The 20,133-nt window shown below is 71.2% G+C and carries 13 protein-coding genes; 6 read left to right on the top strand and 7 right to left on the bottom strand.

Annotated elements, in window-relative coordinates:
- Positions 1 to 1,500 carry a tripartite tricarboxylate transporter permease gene (locus tag ACZ42A_RS25210; RefSeq protein ID WP_468529510.1) on the top strand — a complete coding sequence of 500 codons (1,500 nt, stop codon included), beginning with the start codon at positions 1 to 3 and terminating at the stop codon, positions 1,498 to 1,500.
- A 13-nt stretch (positions 1,501 to 1,513) separates the two neighbouring features.
- On the opposite strand, the gene ACZ42A_RS25205 is transcribed toward ACZ42A_RS25210, so the two are convergent.
- From ACZ42A_RS25205 to ACZ42A_RS25175, 7 genes are all read right to left on the bottom strand, one after another.
- Positions 1,514 to 2,248 carry a carbonic anhydrase gene (locus ACZ42A_RS25205; protein ID WP_468529509.1) on the bottom strand — a complete coding sequence of 245 codons (735 nt, stop codon included), beginning with the start codon at positions 2,246 to 2,248 and terminating at the stop codon, positions 1,514 to 1,516.
- Positions 2,249 to 2,394: 146 nt separating this feature from the next.
- Positions 2,395 to 3,477 carry a DUF2235 domain-containing protein gene (locus tag ACZ42A_RS25200; RefSeq protein ID WP_468529508.1) on the bottom strand — a complete coding sequence of 361 codons (1,083 nt, stop codon included), beginning with the start codon at positions 3,475 to 3,477 and terminating at the stop codon, positions 2,395 to 2,397.
- A 78-nt stretch (positions 3,478 to 3,555) separates the two neighbouring features.
- Entirely contained in the window at positions 3,556 to 6,396 is a 2,841-nt protein-coding gene (locus ACZ42A_RS25195; RefSeq protein ID WP_468529507.1) for a CHAT domain-containing protein, read from the bottom strand.
- Between the two features lie 21 nt (positions 6,397 to 6,417).
- A complete protein-coding gene (locus tag ACZ42A_RS25190; protein WP_468529506.1) occupies positions 6,418 to 7,515 on the bottom strand; it encodes a ComEC/Rec2 family competence protein in 1,098 nt (365 codons plus the stop codon).
- A gap of 142 nt (positions 7,516 to 7,657) precedes the next feature.
- Positions 7,658 to 8,992 (bottom strand): S8 family serine peptidase, encoded by a 1,335-nt coding sequence (locus ACZ42A_RS25185; protein WP_468529505.1) that lies wholly within the window; start codon positions 8,990 to 8,992, stop codon positions 7,658 to 7,660.
- A gap of 230 nt (positions 8,993 to 9,222) precedes the next feature.
- On the bottom strand, positions 9,223 to 10,272 hold the full coding sequence (locus ACZ42A_RS25180; protein ID WP_468529504.1) for a YihY/virulence factor BrkB family protein: 1,050 nt from the start codon (positions 10,270 to 10,272) through the stop codon (positions 9,223 to 9,225).
- 147 nt (positions 10,273 to 10,419) lie between these two features.
- On the bottom strand, positions 10,420 to 11,979 hold the full coding sequence (locus tag ACZ42A_RS25175) for an APC family permease (RefSeq protein ID WP_468529503.1): 1,560 nt from the start codon (positions 11,977 to 11,979) through the stop codon (positions 10,420 to 10,422).
- A gap of 509 nt (positions 11,980 to 12,488) precedes the next feature.
- Between ACZ42A_RS25175 and ACZ42A_RS25170 the strand changes: the two genes are divergently transcribed.
- From ACZ42A_RS25170 to ACZ42A_RS25150, 5 genes are all read left to right on the top strand, one after another.
- Positions 12,489 to 13,808 (top strand): phytase, encoded by a 1,320-nt coding sequence (locus tag ACZ42A_RS25170; RefSeq protein ID WP_468529502.1) that lies wholly within the window; start codon positions 12,489 to 12,491, stop codon positions 13,806 to 13,808.
- A gap of 138 nt (positions 13,809 to 13,946) precedes the next feature.
- Entirely contained in the window at positions 13,947 to 14,864 is a 918-nt protein-coding gene (locus ACZ42A_RS25165; protein WP_468529501.1) for an aminoglycoside phosphotransferase family protein, read from the top strand.
- Positions 14,865 to 15,084: 220 nt separating this feature from the next.
- On the top strand, positions 15,085 to 17,469 hold the full coding sequence (locus ACZ42A_RS25160; protein ID WP_468529500.1) for a phosphoketolase family protein: 2,385 nt from the start codon (positions 15,085 to 15,087) through the stop codon (positions 17,467 to 17,469).
- A gap of 153 nt (positions 17,470 to 17,622) precedes the next feature.
- Positions 17,623 to 18,327: a response regulator gene (locus ACZ42A_RS25155; RefSeq protein WP_468529499.1), complete on the top strand. Its 705-nt coding sequence runs from the start codon at positions 17,623 to 17,625 to the stop codon at positions 18,325 to 18,327.
- Positions 18,328 to 18,409: 82 nt separating this feature from the next.
- A complete protein-coding gene (locus ACZ42A_RS25150; RefSeq protein ID WP_468529498.1) occupies positions 18,410 to 20,131 on the top strand; it encodes a sensor histidine kinase in 1,722 nt (573 codons plus the stop codon).
- The last annotated feature ends 2 nt before the right edge of the window (positions 20,132 to 20,133 follow it).

Here is a 20,133-nt window from a genome sequence, read left to right as displayed (position 1 = left end):
ATGAACGCCCTCGACTCCCTCCTGGACGGCTTCGGTACGGCCCTCACCCCGCTCAACCTGCTCTGGGCCGCCCTCGGTGTCCTCCTCGGCACCGCGATCGGCGTCCTGCCCGGCATCGGCCCGGCCATGGCGGTCGCGCTGCTGCTGCCGGTGACGTACGGACTCGACCCCGTCGGCGCGTTCATCATGTTCGCCGGCATCTACTACGGCGCCATGTTCGGCGGCTCCACCACCTCCATCCTGCTCAACACCCCCGGCGAGAGCGCCGCCGTGGTCGCCGCCATCGAGGGCAACCCGATGGCGAAGTCCGGGCGCGGGGCGCAGGCGTTGGCGGCAGCCGCCATCGGCCACTTCGCCGGCGGCATGGTCGGCACGATCCTGCTGGTCGCGCTCGCCCCGACCGTCGCCGACCTCGCCGTCGACATCGGCGCGCCCGACTACTTCGCCCTCATGGTGCTGGCGTTCATCGCCGTCACCTCGGTGCTGGGCTCTTCCCGGATCCGCGGCCTCGCCTCGCTGCTCATCGGCCTCACCCTCGGCCTGGTCGGGCTGGACCAGATGACCGGCCAGCAGCGGCTCACCTTCGGCTCGCTGCAACTCGCCGACGGCATCGACGTGGTGATCGTCGCGGTCGGCCTGTTCGCGATCGGCGAGGCCCTGTGGGTGGCGGCGCATCTGCGGCGCACGCCCGGCGAACCGATCCCGGTCGGCCGCCCCTGGCTCGGCCGCGGCGACGTGCGGCGCACCTGGAAGTCCTGGCTGCGCGGCCCGTTCATCGGCTTCCCGTTCGGCGCGATCCCGGCGGGCGGGGCGGAGATCCCGACCTTCCTGTCGTACGTCACCGAGAAGCGGCTGTCGAAGCACAAGGACGAGTGGGGCAAGGGCGCGATCGAGGGTGTGGCCGGACCCGAGTCGGCGGCCTCCGCCTCCGCGGCGGGCACCCTCGTCTCCATGCTGACCCTCGGCCTGCCGACCACCGCGGTCGCCGCGGTCATGCTGGCCGCGTTCCAGCAGTACGGCATCCAGCCCGGCCCGCTGCTCTTCGAACGCGAACCCGACCTGGTGTGGGGTCTGATCGCGTCCCTCTTCGTCGGCATGGTCCTGCTGCTCGCCCTCAACCTGCCGCTCGCCCCGCTGTGGGCGAAGCTCCTGCGCATCCCCCGGCCGTACCTCTACGCGGGCATCCTGTTCTTCGCCGCGGTCGGCGCCTACGCGGTGGGCGGGGAGGTCGTCGACCTGGTCATCCTGCTGGTCATCGGCCTCATCGGCTTCGGCATGCGCCGCTACGGCCTGCCGGTCCTCCCCGCCGTCATCGGCGTCATCCTCGGCCCGAACGCCGAGCAGCAGCTGCGCCGCGCCCTGCAGATCAGCGACGGCAGCGTCACGGGGCTGGTCGACACGCCGTTCGCGATCACGGTGTACGCGGTGATCGCGGTGCTCCTGGCCTGGCCGCTGCTGCGCCGGCGGCGGACGCCGAAGAGCACCGCGACACCCCGGTGAGGCACGTCGGGGCTCAGGCGACCCGGCGCACCACCTGGCTGGTCAGCTCGTACCGCGCGCCGACGATCGCCAGCCGCCCGTCCGCGACCCGCTCGGCGAGATCCGGCTCCGCCGCGAGCCGGGACCGTACGAGCCGTACGTTGGCGTCTATCGTCGCGTCGACGCGGGCGTCGCCCTCCGTGGTGCGGTCGATGGCCGGGGCTATCTCGTCGGCCAGGTACTGGATGTGCGCGGGCAGCCGGCCGCCGGACTCGTCGGCCTCCACGGCGGCCCGCACGGCCCCGCACGACTGGTGGCCCAGCACCATCACCAGCGGTATCCCCAGCTCCAGCACCCCATAGGCGATGCTGCCGAGCACCGCCTCGTCCAGCACCTCACCGGCGCTGCGCACGGTGAGCAGATCGCCGAGCCCCTGGTCGAAGACCAGCTCCGGCGGGACCCGCGAGTCGACGCAGCCGAGCACGATCGCGAACGGGTGCTGGCCGGAGGTCAGCGCCTGCCGGACGGCCGGGGTCTCGTCCGGGTGCCGCTCCTGGTAGGTACGCCAGCGGAGGTTCCCGGCGGCCATCTCGCGCAGCGCTTCCTGCGCGGTGGTCGGCCGCGGCCGGGCGGCGGGCGCGGCGGCGGCGGTGGGGGAGACGGCGAGTCCGACGCCGGCCACGGCGGCTCCGGTCACGGCGGCGCGCAGCAGGGAGCGGCGCGCGGGAGCCGACTGGGCGGCTCTGAGAGGGGTGTCGTCAAGGTTCACGGCGAAGAACGTATGTCCGAAACCGCTCCCGGCCGTCCCCGCGCTACCGAATCATGGCCCGGCAAGGCCGATTCGTGGACCGCTGTTGGGCGGTTGTTGGCATGGGCGAGGGGAGCCCTTTGGGTTGGGACTGCGAGCCCTCGTCGTCAACCGGCTCGCGGATTCGGGTTCAGCCAGTCCTTGTCGGCCCATGTCACGCCTTTCGGGATGCGGCGTCCGTAGTCGGCGTCGGACTGGACGCGCAGCCTTACGCTCTCGTGCACTTCGGCGTCGTGGGGGACATGGCGGTGCCGGTAGGTGAGCAGGGCCCAGACCGCTCCCATGCGGTGCACCGCGCCGAGTGCGTGGCCGGAGTCGAACGTGAGGTGTTTCGCGTACGCCCCCTTCTTGAGCAGGAGTTCGGCGTCGAGCGCGCCGTCCAGGACCCACTTCAGGGCGATGGTGGACAGCTTCGGGTCGTCCTCGAAGGTGCCGCCCACGTCGGAGTGGACTCCGGCGAACCAGACCTCCTCGATCACCGGGCCGGGATCCCCGGGCTTCTTCGGGGGCAGGACGAGGTAGTCCTCGTAGGGCCGGCGTTTCTCGTCGATGGAGACGGCGTGCCGGACGCGGCCGGCGTTGGGGATGCGCCTGGTGTAGAGCCACCGCAGGTTCCAGCGCAGCAGTCCGGCGGCCTTCACCGAGTCCCACAGGCCCATGAAGTGGACGGGGATGCCGGTCCGTTTGTCGACCTTCCTGCTGAACGCTCCGGCGAACTGGTGCAGTTGCCTCCAGTCGTCGTCGGTCCAGTCCCGGTTCTTGGTGTAGACGGCGATGGCGTAGGGGACGAGGTTCTCAGAGCCGGGGCGGAGCAGGCCGACGGCCTTGAGCATGCCCGCGAGAGCCCGGGCGGTGTAGGCGCCCCGGCTGAAGCCGAAGAGGTAGATGCGGTCGCCGGGTTCGTAATGGTGCATCAGGTAGGTGTAGGCCTCGGCGAGGTTCGCCTTGAGCCCGGAGCCGAAAGCGAGCCCGAACAGTTTGGAGAGCTTGCGGGCGGGGAGCGACCAGGCGCCCGCGGCGGAGAAGGTGCCGACGCCCGGGTCGTAGTAGGCGATCTGTGTGGCGGGGTCGTGCAGATCGAGCATCTGGTAGAGCTTGACGACGTTGGTGTTGCCGCGGGCCTTGAGCTGATTGCCCGTCCCGTCCAGGCACACCACGATGTTCTTGCCCATCACGGTCTCCGAGGCCATAGGTTGCCTCCACCCCCTCTGGTGGAAGCCGAATCCTCCGTCGGCCCGACGGCGTAGCGCGACCTTCCCGCCGCCGGCCTACTCGTCAGGCTGCTTCTCCATCAGTTCGAACTTCTCTCCCTCCTCCGTCACGACGCGACGTATGCGGTGGGTGGCTGCCTGCCGACCGAGCAGATCGCTCACCAGGTCGCCGGAGAGACCGGTGGCGGCTATCAGCTCACGTAGGCCGGCGGGGCCGTGCCTGAGGACGTTCGACAGCAGGTCGGTGCGGGCCCGCTCCAGCGCGGCGTCCAGGTGCAGCGCTCGGAAGTCCGCGACCTCGCCGTCCCGCATCACCTGCCGGCGCTCAGCCGTGTCCAGCAGGATGTGACGGACGTCGTCGCCGGTGAGTGTCCTGTCCACCGACCAGACCAGGAGTGCGGCGGCCAGTACGCCCAGGGCCGCCTGATGGCTGCCGGGACGCAGTTCCGCGAAGGCGGGAGGGGGGTCGGCCCAGGCCAGGCTCTCGGCGGCGAAGATCTCCGGCTTCCGTGCGGTGGGCTTCCACACTGCCGTAGGCGGAGGGCGTCCCTCTGTGAGGGAGCCGACCGTGAGGACGTCGGGACACCACGGGGGATAGCGGATCTCCTCGTCGCTCCTATCCCCACCGACACCGATCACCAGCACGCCCTGTTCCCTGAGCCGCCGGCACTGGTAGTCCCAGACCGCGGAGGCTCCGGGTCTGCCGAAATCCAGGAGCAGCACATTCGCGCCGTGTTTGACTGCGGTGTGTGCCCATTCCACGGCCTCGACATCAGTGATGGGGCGTCCGGATGTGAACGGCGAGGCGACCGGTGCCAGAGCGGCGATGGAAGACGGTTCCCCCACGCCGCCGGAGACCACGACCTTGCCACCCACCCTCTTCTTGTTGGCCAGGGCGGTGATCCAGCCGGCGAACTCCTCGGCGCGGCCCGCCGTGCCCGGGTGGGCGAGGGCTGCCCGCAAAGGCGGGGCGGCGCGGTGCAGCGGGGCGGGGGAGCGGGTGGCGAGGAGTTCGTCGACGAAGCTCTGCGGGTCGGCCGTGGGGCGGTTGGCGATCCTCTCCGCGAGCCGCGTCCACAGCGCGAAGTCCTCTTGGAACCCGTCCGTGTACCACTGTTCGAGCTTGCTCTGGTGGCGGAGGAGTTCGGGGACGTTCCAGCCGATCCAGCGTTCGACCGCTGTCCACTCCAGGGGACGCAGCTGGATCTGCTGGGCGTATCGCGCGGCGCGGTCGCCCAGGAAGCGATCCATGTCGACCATGCCGGCCAGGACCAGGCGCGCTCGTCCGCGGCGCAGTGCCAGCTCCTGAAACACACAGCTCAGGTTCCTCGCGGCCGCGTCGGAGAGTTCCTCCAGGCCGTCGAAGGCGAGGACCGCAGGCACGGCGACGAGCTCTTCGAGGACGCGTTTCCACCAGTCGCCGCTGCTCCAGCTCCTGTGCGGCCGGCGGGCACGCCCGTCGAGCCCGGTGAGCAGCTCGGTGACCCAGGTGCACAGTTGGCCGACCGGATCCTCGTCCTCGAATTCCTGCGCGTGCGCATACAGCACCACACTGACGTCGTCGCCGAGATCGTCGAGGATCCGGGCCACGAAGGGTGTGCGCAGCTCCGGCGGGCCGGTGACGAAGAGTGCGCGGGAGGAGCTCTGGCCGCTGACGATGTTCATCGCCTGCCGGAGGGACACGGGCCGGCCGAACAGCGAGCGTTCCTCTTCCTCCAGCCCGAGCTTGAGCTCCCGGCGGAGGGGGCGGGGCGCGGCTGCCGAGGGCGCTGACACGTCCAGGAGAGGTCCGGGTTCGTCGCCGCCGACGAAGAGCGCCGGGACGGCCCAGTCGAGAAAGCCGCCGACGAACTCGTCGCCGCGCACGGCGGCGCGGGCGAGCTGGACGGCGCTGGCGAGACTCCGTCCACCTGCCAGCGACCGGTAGAAGATCCGGGCGAAGATGCGTTGGGTCGGGAAGGGCAGCACGGCCTGCATGCCCACCACGACCGGTGCCGCCGTCCTGGCGCTCAGGTCCGCGATGCTGGGCGATTCGCGCCAGTCGTCCTCCGACAGTCCACTCAGGCCCTCTCGCTCCGGCGGGCCCGCGGTGAGGCAGCCTGCGTACACCACGAGCCGCAGATCCGGGCAGCCCAGGAGCACGCTGGTGAACTGCTCTGCCGTGACGCCGCGGGGGGAGCCCCGGCTGGTCTCCAGTACCAGGCCTGCCGGGCTGGCGTGCCCCAGATAGTGCACGACGTGATAGCCGCGCGTCCGGCCGCTGACGCACCGGTGGAGGTTGTCGAGGCTGGGCCGGTCCTCCACGTCCACGACGATCTTTCCGCTGTGCACGAGCGGGGTGAGCTCGTTCAGGAGGATTCTCTTCTCCTCGTACAGGTCGAACGGGATGTTCTCGCCTTCGGGACTGGACAACACGACCAGGATGCGCAGGGGTGGTTCGACCGGGCGTGTGTGCACCGGATAGGTCCGCGTGCGGGCGAGTCTGAGGATGTGCACGTCCGGTGCCAGGGTCAGATACGTCCCGCCGCCTTCCGGGTCGAGAGTGAGTTCCCAGGGCAGGTCGGCGATGTCGTGCGGTGCGCTCAGGATCCGGACGGCGAGAGGCCGGCCCGCGTCGGCGGCGGCGCCACGGGTGCGCTGGAAGAGGGCGCGCAGGTCTGTGTCTCCGAGGAGGAGGTCCTGAAGATCCTGCCCGATGCGCTGTGCCGTGGGCTCGGCGGTGTCACCGTGCCACACGGCGTCCCGCAGTGTCTTGCCGGCCTCCATCAGCTGCTCTGTGGTCCAGCCGCCTCGCGGGATGGCGTACACCGCACCCAGACGGGAACGTGCCGAGACCCACAGCTGCTCGTGCCGGCCGGCCAGCACCTCCAGGTCGAGTTTCTCGAACTCCGAAGCCATCACGACCCCTTCGCCGGACCGTCACGATCCAAGGTCCAGCATCCGGCCTTCGGGTGGGAACACCGCGCGGATTCCGCTGCCCGGTACCGCTCCGGGCCGCTCCCACACTTCGGTCGTGGTGCAGCGGTGGTTGAACCGGATTTCGGCTCCCGGCACACGTTCCGCGAGGAGCAGGATGGTCTCCGGATCTGGGTGCCGGAAGTACGCCCCGTTGGTCGACACCAGGAAACTCGGGGCGTCGATCATGTCGAGGAACCGACCGTCGATGTTCGCCATGCTGCCGTGATGTGAGAGCTTCACGGCCTCCAAGGGAACACGCTGGGCCCCCAGCTCGTCGGCGAGACGTCTCAGCCCCTTGGTGAGCACGGCCACATGCGCATCCGCGCCGAACAGCACCCTGCGGTCCCGGTAGTCGAAAACGAACGCTATGCTCGCCCCGTTCGCCACGGACGTGTCGGAACCGAATTCCCGCCGCGCGTACACGTCCCGCCGAGGGACACGAGGCCGGTACTCGGCGCGCTCGGCGAGCCGGACTTCGGCCTCCGCCCAGTCACCCGGCCGCATCCCGGCCTCCTCCAGGGTTTTCACCCATGCGCGCCGAAGTTTCAGCAGGTTCTCTTCCAGCGGAGAGAGCAGTGTGATCGTCGCACCTCCCGGCAGCTGTCGTGCGGGCAGCGGGCCCGTATCGGCGACCACCACGCATCCGCGATTCTCCGCGAACGAGGAGTTCCACGCCCGGGCCTGTGCATGCAGGAGGTAACCGAGGAATTCCCCTTGCTGGGGAGCGAAGACATCCCGTGGACGGCCGCCGGAGAGCGACTCCAGCTGCGGCCAGCCGTTGAACCACACCTCGCCGAAGTCGGCACCCAGGTCTTCATCCTGGAGAAGGATGAGCACACCATCGATGTGGTCCGCGTCGATATGCGTGACCACCAGCAATTCGAAACGGCGCTTGTCCGGCGGAAGTCCGCTGATGGCGGCACGCAGCGCCGCATAGGAAGAGGCGGGGCCGCCATCGATCAGGATACGGGACGGGTCCTCCTGATCGCCGTACTCGATGAGAATGCAGTCGCCGTGACGTACGGGCAGGCAATTGACCACGAAAACAGGGCCGGACATGGGTCATACCTCTGCCCCGGGGCGTTGTGCGGAGATCGCGCCGGGTGTCCCGTCCAGTCTAACGAGAATGAATGAAATACGCGCGCCGGCTGATTTCCGGGCTGATTTCCGGGATTCGACGTGGAATTGTTGACGCTTCGACTCACGGCGCCTGGAGCAGGCCGGCTCCCACGTCGCCGGCAGGCTGCGCCAGTGGGAGCGCACCGGCCAGCAAGCCGGCCTTGAGGCCGGCCGGTGAGGCGTCGGGCCACGCCTGGGCGAGCAACGCGATGACACCCGCGACGTGCGAGGTCGCCATGCTGGTGCCGCTCAGTGTCTGGTACCCCCCGCCAGGGGCGGCCGACCACACGGCCAGGCCGGGCGCGGAGATATCGACCTCGCCGCCCTGGCCGTTGATGCCGCTGTTGGAGTACAACGTCGTCGTGAGTGTCTTGTCGAGCGCGGCCACCCCGAGAACGGAGGGGCAGTTGGCGGGCCGGCTCACGGGCTGGACGTGCCCGGGCCGATTGCTGTCGTCGCCGGCGGCGGCGACCACGACCGCTCCGTGGCCGAGCGCGTACTGGGCCAGTTTCTCGTACGTCTGCGGGAAGAGTTCGCCCGGCAGGACCGGCGCGCCGAGGGACAGGGAGATGACCTTTGCGCCACCGGCGACGGCCCAGGCGATGCCGGCCAGGATCTGGCCGTCGGAGCCGGTGCCCGCGTTGCTGAGCACCTTCGCCGCGAGAATCCGCGCGTCGCAGGCCACGCCGTAGCGGGGCCCCTGACGCGGGTGCTCCGGACCGGCGGCCGTACCGATGCAGTGCGTGCCGTGACCGTTGCCGTCCTGCACGGTCTCGCCGGCCACGAAGGAGGCCGTCGCCTCGATGCGACCGGCGAGGTCCGGATGTGCGGTGTCCACGCCGGTGTCGAGGACGGCGATCTTCACGTCGAGGCCGGACAGACTGGACAGGTTGGCCCGGATCGCCTGCATCCCCCAGGTCGAGGCTCGCTCATCCCACGCCGGACCGCCGGCGGAGACCAATTCGGCTCGGGTCAGGCGTTCGACCACGTCCGCGTCGCTGCGGTAGGCGGGGAAGAACTCGGTGGGCGCCTGCCGCGGTTCGATGATCACTGCGGCGTGGACGAAGCGTTCCGGCTCCGCGGAGACGATTGAGGACTCCCGCTCGGCGATGGTCACCAGCGCGACACGCTGATCGGGCCGCACCTCCGCGACGAGGAGGCCGAGTTCCTCGTAGAACACGGACACGTCGGGACGTTCGAGGAGTTCGGCGGTCCGATCGACCTCGGTTCCCCGGACGCGTTCGACGGGTCCTATACCGGCCTCGGAGCGCAACGCGTTCAACCCGCTTTCCTGATCATTCCGGTCCAGGGCGATCAGGTACCGACCGGTGAATTCCCCGCGCTTGCCCGTGCCGCCGCCCTCGGGCCGGTCGGGCTGGTCACCGAAGGAACGCCTGTCCATGGGTCCGTTCGACATCGCGTCTCCCGCGCTCTGTGCGTATCTCTCACGGCTCTCGGACACACGCTCATCGGCGGTTCCGTCAGCGCCATAGGTGGGAGGTGTGTCAGTCGGGTGTCGACGTGTCGTGCCATCGCCTGCAAGGGCTGTCCGCTCCCGGGCCGGCAGACATGACTTCAGTGTCCACGGTCACACCGCGCACGGGGCCTCGCAACTCAGTGCCGGTGCACGGCCGTGCCGGCGGCCCCCTAGTGTCCACCGGGCGGGGGCTCGTCCCAGGTGCGGGTCGAGCGCGGCTCGGTGTACGGCTCCTCTTCCGGCGGATGGCCCCCGGCGATGGCCCGCTGGCGGGCGGTCTCGGCGTCGAACTCCAGGCCCAGCAGGATCGCCAGATTGGTGATCCACAGCCAGACGAGGAAGACGATGACGGCGGCCATGGTCCCGTACGTCTTGTTGTACGAGCCGAAGTTGGCGACGTAGAACGCGAACCCGGCGGAGGCGATCATCCAGATCACCAGGGCCAGGAAGCTGCCCGGGGTGATCCATCGCCAGCCCCGCACCCGGGCGTTGGGACTCGCCCAGTACAGCAGCGCGATCATCAGCGTGACCAGCAGGACCAGGACGGGCCACTTGGCGATGGCCCACACCGTCAGCGCGGTGTCCCCGAGACCGAGGACGTCGCCCGCGCGGCGGGCCAGGCCGCCGGTGAAGACCACGATCAGCGCGCTGATCACCGCCATGATCATCAGCGCCACGGTCAGTCCGAGACGCACTGGCAGGATCGCCCACATCGGCCGCCCCTCCGGGATGTCGTAGACGGCGTTCGCCGTGCGCATGAACGCCGCCACGTAACCGGACGCGGACCACACCGCGAGGACCAGACCGACGATCGCCATCACGGACCCGATGCCCGCGTTGCCCTGCAACTGCTCGACGGCCCGCGTGATGATGTCCCGCGCCGCGCCGGGGGCCAGCGACTCCAGGTTCTGCAGGACCTTGTCCGTGGTCGACCTGCCGGAGATGCCGAGCAGCGACACCAGCACCAGCAGCGCCGGGAACAGCGACAGCACCCCGTAGTACGTCAGGGCCGCCGCGCGGTCGGTCAGCTCGTCGTCCTTGAACTCCCGGAGGCTGCCCTTGAACACCGCCCCCCAGGCACCCTTCGGCAGCTTGGCCGGCGTGTCGGGCGCGGCCCGCTCCACTTCGGGACCGGGCCCGACCTCCTCCGGAGTCGGCGGCCGGTGGTCGTCGTGCCGGTCCCGGTGCCCGAGGCGCCCGGGAAGATGCAGCTTCGCCATGGGCCCCGAGTAACCATCTGACGGGACCCCTCACTCAGTCCCGCGTGCCGGCCGTCTCCAGCCGGCGGTCGTCCTGGAACTCGGCGGGGAACACGGAAGAGGCGGGGCACCCCGTGGGATGCCCCGCCTCTCCTGGTGACTCGGCCGTCAGTCCTCGGCGACCAGCGCCGGCGTCGACCCGGTGAGGGTCTTGCCCTGGAAGAACGCCGGGCTGCGCCACCGCATCGCGTACATGATCACGACACCCAGGAGCAGCAGACCCACGCCGATCACGAACACCGAGCCCACGCCGAGGACGGAGGACCCGCTGCCGTAGTCCGGGTTCCACATGTCCACCAGCGTCTTGGCGAAGACCGCGCTCAGCAGCAGCCCGCCCACCAGCGGGAAGAGGCCCTTGAAGAGCAGGTCACGCCCGGAGCGCAGGATATCGGCGCGGAAGTACCAGACGCAGGCGAAGGCGGTGAGGGCGTAGTAGAAGCAGATCATCAGGCCGAGCGCGTAGATCGTGTCGACCAGCACATGCTCGCTGACCAGCGTCATCACGGTGTAGAACACGCCGGTCGCGATGCCGGCCATGACCGTGGCGCGGCCCGGGGTGCGGAATCGCTCGTGGACCTTGGAGTAGGAGGCGGGCAGCGCCTCGTACGTCGACATCGCGAGCACGGTACGGGCGACCGGGATGAACGTGGTCTGCAGGCTCGCCGCCGCCGAGGCCAGGACGGCCACGAAGAGCAGGATGCCCAGCGCCGGGCCCATCACCGGACCGGCCAGCGCGGCGAAGACGTTGTCGGAGGTGTCGGGGTTGGCGAGGCCCAGCCCCTTGTCGCCGGAGCCGACCACCATCTGCGCCGCCACACCGGTGGCCAGGTAGGAGCCGACCAGCACGACCATCGCGAGCAGCGCCGCGCGGCCCGGGGTCTTGGTGCTGCCGCTGGTCTCCTCGTTGGCGGTCAGACAGGCGTCCCAGCCCCAGTACATGAAGATCGACAGGGACAGACCGGCGGTGAAGGCGCCGAACGACTGCACCGCGAAGGGGTTGAGCCAGGACAGCGAGAAGTCCGTCGAGGTCGGGAAGTCGGCGCTGCCCGCCTTGCCGAACGCCATCACGACGAAGAGGGCGAGAACCACCAGCTGAAGCCCGACCAGCGCGTACTGCACGCCCTTGGTCGCGGTCATCCCGCGGTAGCTGATCACGGTCGCGATGGCGACCAGCGCGAGACAGGTGACGATATGCACCGCCTTGTTCCCGTCGAGCGCCGCCACCTTGTCACTGCCGGTGATCTCCCCGGCGAGCAGCCAGAAGTACGACGTCGCCACACCGGCGAGGTTCGAGAGCACGATGATCGTGGCGATCACCAGGCCCCACCCGCACATCCAGCCCACCTTCGGGCCGAAGGCCTTCACCGTCCAGGTGAAGGAGGTGCCGCAGTCCGGCATCACCTTGTTCAGCTCGCGGTAGGCGAAGGCGACGAGCAGCATCGGCAGGAAGCCCGCGAGGAACACCGCCGGCATCTGCACCCCGACCTCACCCGCGGTGGACCCGAGGGTGGAGGTGAGGCAGTACACCGGGGCCACCGTGGAGACGCCGATGACGGCGCTGCCGAGCAGCCCGACGGAGTTCCCGCTCAGGCCCTTGGCACGCATGCCGTCGGCGGGGGCCCCGTCGCCTGTGTTTCCGGCCAGGGGCCGTACGTCCAGCTGAGTCATGAACAGGACGTTAAGTGCTGCGGTTTCCGTGCCAACGGTGCGTGACATCGAGGGGTTCAGGGCTTCATGATCCGACCTTTCGAGGGCGTGATGGCCCTCACTGCCTACATTTCGAAGGTTTCTTCACCCTGCGGAACTGGTCTTCCATAACCGCGCGGTCGGTGTTCGATATTCGGTAATCGCAGCGAGGCCCGGAATGCCCGGTTCCAAAGCTTCCGGTGTGATCTGCGTCACACAGCGAGGGTGGCTGATATTCGACGTATGGCTGGGTGGGGCGGATGACTCTCCTCGCCGCCGCCCGGGAGGGGGTCCCGCTGTCGCCCGCCGAGGAGCGGCGGGCCCTGCGCGAGGAGCTGAACCCACGGTCCGGGACGCACCGGACGGCTGAGAGTTGACGCGGAGTCATGTCTCTCGTGGGTCTGCGTACAGCTCACGGACCCTTGGATGCAAGCTTCTCCCCGCAGTATCGGCATGTCCTTGACACAAAGACGCCGACGAAGGAAGCGCTTGTGAGAACGCACCGCACTCCGCACAGAGCCGCCATCCTCGCCCTGGGCACCGCCCTGCTCGCCCTGCTGGCCGCCGCCCCGGCCGGGGCCGACGACGACGCGGGCCTGCCGACGGTCACCCCCGTCAGCGAGACCCCCGCCCTCTATGACGACGAGGCGGGCGGCAACTCCGACGCGGACGACCCGGCGATCTGGCGCAACGCGGCCGACCCCGACCGCAGCCTCGTCATCGCCACCGCCAAGGAAGGCGGCCTGCGCGTGTACGACCTCGACGCCCGTCTGGTGCAGTCGCTGTCCGCCCCGCGACCGCCCGCCGAGGACGACGCCCCGGGCCGCTTCAACAACGTCGACCTCGTCACCGGCCTGCGCACCTCCGCCGGCCGCGCCGACGTGGCGGTGGTCAGCGACCGCGGCAACGACCGCCTGCGGATCTACCGCATCGACCCGGCCCGGCCCGGCGCCCCGCTCACCGACATCACCGACCCGGCCGCCGCCCCGGTCTTCTCCGCCGACCAGGCCGAGATCAACGACCAGCGCACGGCGTACGGCCTCGCCACCTGGCAGGACAAGGCCACCGGGCGCACCTACGCCCTGGTCAGCCAGCGCGAGCGGACGCGGGTGGCCCTCGTCGAGCTGACCCCGACCGCGAACGGCACCGTCGGCTACCGCAAGGTCCGCACCCTCGACCTGCCGTCGTCCTTCCGTCTGCCCAACGGCACCACCTGGTCCCCCTGCGCGGAGCCCGGTGAACTCCCGCAGGTGGAGGGCATGGTGGTGGACCCGGCCACCGGCACGCTCTACGCCGGCCAGGAGGACGTCGGCATCTGGCGGCTGCGCGCCGACCTCACCGACCGGCCCGTTCTGGTGGACAAGGTCCGCGAGTACGGCGTCCCCGGCGTCTACGACGAGACGACCGAGGAGTGCACCGCCGGCACCGACCCCGGCTACGGCGGCGAGCGGCTGTCCGCCGACGTCGAGGGCCTGACCCTGTTCCAGGAGTCCGACGGCGACGGCTACCTGCTGGCCTCCAGCCAGGGCGACGACACCTTCGCCCTGTACGACCGTGAGGTGAGCGAGGACAACGAGTACGAGGGCGGCTTCCGCGTCGGCGCCGCCTCGGCCACGCTCGACGGCTCCGAGGAGTGCGACGGCGCCGCGGTCCTGAACGCCCCGCTCGGCAGCCGCTACCCGAACGGCCTGCTGGTCGTCCAGGACGGCCACGAGACCCCCGAGGTCCCCGACGGCGAGGGCGGCACCCGCACGGCGACCGGCTTCAAGTTCGTCGACCTCGGTGACGTGGTGGACGCCGCCGACATGTGAGATCCGTACACCTGAGGTGCGGACGGCCGCCGGGTAACCGCGTGGGCCCGGCGGCCGTACGCCCGTGGCGGTCAGGGACGCACCGGGCGCCGAAAAGCGATTGACGCCCTCGGCGTCCCGGCGATCGGATGACCCCTCATGAGCAGCGTGCGGACAGATTCGGACGGGCATGCCGTCGACGACGACCTCGTACGGCGGCTGATCGCCGGGCAGTTCCCGCGGTGGGCCCGCCTGCCGCTGAAGCGGGTCCCGTCCGGCGGCACCGTCAACGCCATGTACCGGCTCGGCGACGACATGGTCGTGCGGCTGCCGTTGGTGGCGGGCGGAGCCGAGGACGTGGCCGTCGAGCGGGAGTGGCTGCCGCGCCTCGCGCCCCTGCTGCCCACGGCCGTGCCCGACGTGCTGGCGGCGGGCGAGCCCACCGAGGGATATCCGTGGCCGTGGTCGGTGTACCGGTGGCTGCCGGGGGAGAACCCCGAGGCGGGGGCGCTGAGCGAGCCCGTACGGCTGGCCGAGGAGCTGGCCGCGTTCGTGACGGCGATGCGCGGCATCACCCTGCCGGGAGCGCCGGCCGCCTACCGCGGCGGACCCCTCGCCTCGCTCGACGCGGGGACCCGGGCGGCGATCGAGGAACTGCGCGGTATCCCGCAGGAGGGCGTCGACTGCGACGCCGTGGCCGCCGTATGGGAGGACGCGCTCCAGGCGCCGGACTGGTCCGGGCCGCCGGTGTGGCTGCACGCCGATCTGATGCCGGGCAACCTGCTGGTGGACGCCGGCCGGCTCACCTCCGTGATCGACTTCGGGTGCATGGGCGTGGGCGATCCGGCCTGCGATCTGTTCCCCGCCTGGAATCTGCTGCCCGGCGCGGCACGGCAGGTGTTCCGCGACGCACTCGGCGTGGACGACGCATCGTGGGTCCGCGGCCGGGGGCGCACACTCTCGCAGGCGCTGATCGCGCTGCCGTACCACCGGGAGAGGAACCTGGCGATGGCGCGGAACGCCCGGCATGTGATCCGGGAGGTGCTGGCGGAGGTCCGAGGCGACGGGCGGGGGTGACGGATCCTTCGCTGATCGCCGTGGCACCGTCGGGCGCCGTATGGGCCGCGCAGGCCCCCGAGTGGACCGAACGGCCCTGTCGGGTACCCGGGCGGGCGGGCCAGGGTGAGGGTGGAAGCACGGAGACAACGCGGAGACACGGAGACAACGCGAAGACGACCGCCCCGCCGCCGATCCGCCGCCCGCACGTATCCCGACCGCACCCGACCGGAGGGACCCCATGTCCGTCGACACCCGGCAGGCCTCCGCCGAGCTCTCGGACCAGGAGCTGACGGCGCTGGACGCCCACTGGCGCGCCGCGAACTACCTGTCCGTCGGCCAGATCTACCTGCTGGCCAACCCGCTGCTGAGCGAACCGCTGCGCCCCGAACACATCAAGCAGCGGCTGCTCGGCCACTGGGGCACCTCCCCGGGCCTGAACCTGGTGTACACCCACCTCAACCGGGTGATCCGTGCCCGCGACCTGAACGCTCTGTGCGTGTGGGGGCCCGGTCACGGCGGTCCGGCCGTACTCGCCAACTCCTGGCTGGAGGGGTCGTACACCCAGACCTACCCGGACGTCACGCGCGACGCGACCGGGATGGCCCGGCTGTTCCGGCAGTTCTCCTTCCCCGGCGGCGTGCCCAGCCATGTCGCGCCGGAGACTCCGGGCTCCCTCCACGAGGGCGGCGAGCTGGGCTACTCCCTCTCCCACGCCTACGGCGCCGCGCTGGACAACCCGGACCTGCTCGTCGCGTGCGTCATCGGCGACGGCGAGGCGGAGACCGGTCCGCTGGCCGCCTCCTGGCACTCGAACAAGTTCCTCGACCCCGTGCACGACGGGGCCGTCCTGCCGATCCTCCACCTCAACGGCTACAAGATCGCCAACCCGGCGGTCCTCGCCCGGCTCCCCGAGCCCGAACTCGACGCCCTCCTCACCGGCTACGGCCACGACCCGATCCACGTCACCGGCGACGACCCGGCCACCGTCCACCGGGCCATGGCCCAGGCCCTGGACACCGCGCTGGACCGGATCGCCGCCGTGCAGCGCGCCGCCCGCGAGGACGGCGTGACCGAGCGCCCCCGCTGGCCGGTGATCGTGCTGCGCACGCCCAAGGGCTGGACCGGACCGGCCGAGGTCGACGGCCTGCCCGTGGCGGACACCTGGCGCTCCCACCAGGTGCCGCTGGCCGCCGTACGGGACGACCCGGAGCATCTGCGGCAGCTGGAGGCGTGGCTGCGGTCGTACCGGCCCGAGGAACTCTTCGACGAGCGGGGCAGGCCCCGTCCCCAGGTGCTTGCCTGCGTCCCGGAGGGACCGCGCCGCCTCGGCGCCACGCCACACGCCAACGGCGGACTCCTGCTGCGCGAACTCCCGCTGCCGTCCCTGGAGTCGTACGCCGTCCCGGTCGACAAGCCCGGCACCACCCGGCACGAACCCACCGCCGTCCTCGGCGGCCTGCTGGAGGACGTCATGCGGGCCACCGCCGGTCGGCGCGACTTCCGGCTCGTCGGCCCCGACGAGACCGCCTCCAACCGCCTCCAGGCCGTCTACGGAGCCAGCGGCAAGGCCTGGCAGGCCCGCACCCTGCCCGTCGACGAGCACCTCGACCGGCACGGCCGGGTGATGGAGATCCTCTCCGAACACACCTGCCAGGGCTGGCTGGAGGGCTACCTCCTCACGGGCCGGCACGGGCTGTTCTCCTGCTACGAGGCGTTCGCGCACATCGTCGACTCGATGGTGAACCAGCACATCAAGTGGCTGCGGGTGACCCGCCGGCTGCCCTGGCGCGCCCCCATCGCCTCGCTGAACTACCTGCTCACCTCGCACGTCTGGCGCCAGGACCACAACGGCTTCTCCCACCAGGACCCCGGCTTCGTCGACCACATCCTGAACAAGAGCCCCGAGGCGGTACGCGTCTACCTGCCGCCGGACGCCAACACCCTGCTGTCCGTCGCCGACCACGTGCTGCGCAGCCGCGACTACGTCAACGTCGTCATCGCGGGCAAACAGCCCTGCTTCGACTGGCTGACCATGGAGCAGGCCAAGGTGCACTGCGCGCGCGGCGCCGGGGTGTGGGACTGGGCGGGCACCGAGGACGGCACCCGCGAACCGGACGTGGTGCTGGCCTGCGCCGGCGACGTGCCCACCCAGGAGGTCATGGCCGCCGCCCAGCTGCTGCGGCGGCACCTGCCCGAGCTGTCGGTGCGCGTGGTCAACGTCGTCGACCTGGCCCGGCTGCTGCCCCGGGAGGAGCATCCGCACGGGATGCGGGACGCCGAGTACGACGCCCTGTTCACCCGCGACAAGCCGGTGATCTTCGCGTACCACGGCTACCCGTGGCTCATCCACCGCCTGGCCTACCGCCGGGCCGGCCACCCCCACCTGCACGTCCGCGGCTACAAGGAGATCGGCACCACGACCACCCCGTTCGACATGGTCGTCGCCAACGACCTGGACCGTTTCCGCCTGGTCATGGACGTCATCGACCGCGTGCCCGGCCTCGCCGTGCGGGCCGCGCCCGTACGGCAGCGCATGGAGGACGCCCGGCTGCGCCACCACGACTGGATCCGCGCGCACGGCATCGACCTGCCCGAGGTCACCGACTGGGCCTGGGAGGGCTGAGCCGGCCGGATCAGGGCCGAACGGCCCTGGTCATCCGGCCCCGCGGGGACCAGGATCCTGGACAGGGGCCCCAGGCCCCGCAGGACCAGGACAATCCCGCAGGGCCAGGGCCAGGGCCAGGGCCAGGACCGGGGCGAGGACGAGGAGCGAGCGATGGCGGACGGCGAGCGGCCCGGCCCGGACGGACCGACCCGGGTCTTCCTGCTGGACGACCACGAGGTCGTACGGCGCGGGGTGCGCGACCTGCTGGACGACGAGCCGGACATCGCCGTCGTCGGCGAGGCCGCCACCGCCGAGCAGGCGCTGGTGCGGGTACCGGCCCTGCGCCCGCGGGTGGCGATCCTCGACGTCCGCCTTCCCGACGGCGACGGTGTCACCGTCTGCCGGGAACTGCGCTCCCGGATGCCCGACCTGGCATGCCTGATGCTGACCTCCTTCGACGACGAGGAGGCCCTGCTGGACTCGATCATGGCGGGCGCGTCCGGATACGTCCTGAAGCAGATCCAGGGCTCCGACCTGGTCACGGCGGTCCGCACGGTCGCCCGCGGCCAATCCCTGCTCGACCCCAGCGCCACCACCCGCGTGATGGCCCGGCTGCGGGGCACCACCGAGCAGCCGCCCGACGAGCCCGACGCCCTTCCCGCGCTGACCGGGCGCGAGCGCGAGATCCTCGCCCTGATCGGGGAAGGGCTGACCAACCGGCAGATCGGCCGACGGCTCTACCTCGCCGAGAAGACGGTCAAGAACCACATCTCCCGCCTCCTCGCCAAACTGGGCGTCGAACGGCGCGTCCAGGCCGCCGTCATCGCCACCCAGGCCCAGGACCGGCTCCGGCAGGAGGGCCGCGGCGGCCTGTGAGGCCTGCCCGTCCGGCCCCGGTTACGGTGGCAGCGGACGCGTCCGGCCGGCGGACGCGCGGTGAAGGCCGGGAGGAACTCGGGTGGCAGGCCCCGCGGAGCCCGGGGAGGCGCGGATCAGGCTTCCCCAGCTTCGGCTCGACGAGCTGCTGGAGGAGGTCCAGGCACGGCTGGACGCGGTCCGCGGCACCCGCGACCGCGTGCACAACCTGCTGGAAGCGGTGCTCTCGGTCGGCAGCGAGCTGGACCTGGAACAGGTGCTGCGCAGCATCGTGCAGGCCGCGGCCGTGCTGGTGGACGCCCGGTACGCGGCCCTCGGCGTGATCGGCCCTGACGGCAGGCGGCTGTCGGACTTCCACACGGTCGGCGTCACCGACGAGCAGATCACCGAGATCGGCGACTTCCCCGAGGGGCACGGCATCCTCGGCGAGCTGATCCGGCACCCCCGGCCGCTGCGGCTGGCCAGGATCTCCGAGCACCCCGCCTCCTACGGCCTGCCGCCCCACCACCCGCCGATGCACACTTTCCTCGGCGTCCCCATCCGGGTGCGCGACCAGGTCTTCGGCAATCTGTATCTGACCGAGAAACGGGGCGGGGCGCAGTTCGACGAGGAGGACGAGTCGGTGCTGTCCACCCTGGCCGTGGCGGCCGGCGTGGCCATCGACAACGCCCGCCTGTACGAGGAGTCCCGGCTGCGGGAACGCTGGCTGCGGGCGAGCGCGGAGATCACCCACAGCATCATCTCCGGCAGCGACCGCGGCGAGGTGCTGCGGCTGATCGCCGAGCGGACCCGGGAGATCACCGGGGCGGCCCTCGCGGTGGTCGCGGTGCCCATGGACGGCACCGACTCCCTCACGGTGGAACTCGCCCTCGGACGGGAGGCGGACGTCCACCAGGGCCTGGTGCTGCCCGTGCGGGCCAGCCTGATCGGCCGGTCCTTCGCCGAGGCCGCCACCCTCACCAGCCCGGACATCGCCCGGGACCACCGGGTCTCGTCCGGCCCGCCGCGGTTCGCCGGGCTCGGTCCGGCGGTCGCGGTGCCCATCGGCAGCGGCGACGGCGTACGCGGGGTCGTACTGCTGGTCAGGGAGGCCGGCCAGACGGTCTTCACCGAGCGGCAGACCGAGCCGCTGCAGTCGTTCGCCGGGCAGGCCGCGGTCGCCATGGAGCTGGCCGAGCGGCGCCGGGACGCCGAGCGGATCGCGGTGCTCCAGGACCGGGACCGGATCGCACGGGACCTGCACGACCTGGCGATCCAGCGGCTGTTCGCCACCGGGATGACCCTCCAGAGCGCGGGCCGTTTCATCGAGCACCCGGAGGCCGCCGAGCGGGTGACGCGCGCGGTGGACGACCTGGACGAGACCATCAAGATCATCCGCTCCACGATCTTCGGCCTGCGCTCCCGCGAGACCGGCGCCGGCACCGGTCTGCGGGCCCGCGCGGTCCGGGTGGCGGGCGAGGCCGCACCCGTCCTGGGCTTCGCGCCCGCCCTTCGGATGGACGGCCTCCTCGACACCCGCGTGCCCAAGGAGACCGCCGACCACGCGATCGCCGTCCTCTCCGAGGCCCTGACCAACATCGCCCGCCACGCCCGGGCCTCCCGCGCCGACGTGGTCCTGGCCACCGACGGGCGCGAACTGCTCCTGGAGGTCACCGACGACGGCGTCGGCATCCCGCCCGAGGGCCGCCGCAGCGGCCTGCGCAACATGGCGGAACGCGCCGCGCACCTGGGCGGCGACCTGACCTGGACGACACCGCCGTCCGGCGGCACGAGGCTGGTGTGGCGGGTGCCGGTGGCCGAGTAGCG

This window comes from Streptomyces sp. NPDC030838 (assembly GCF_055572035.1).
This window is presented reverse-complemented; position numbering and strand designations above follow the sequence as displayed.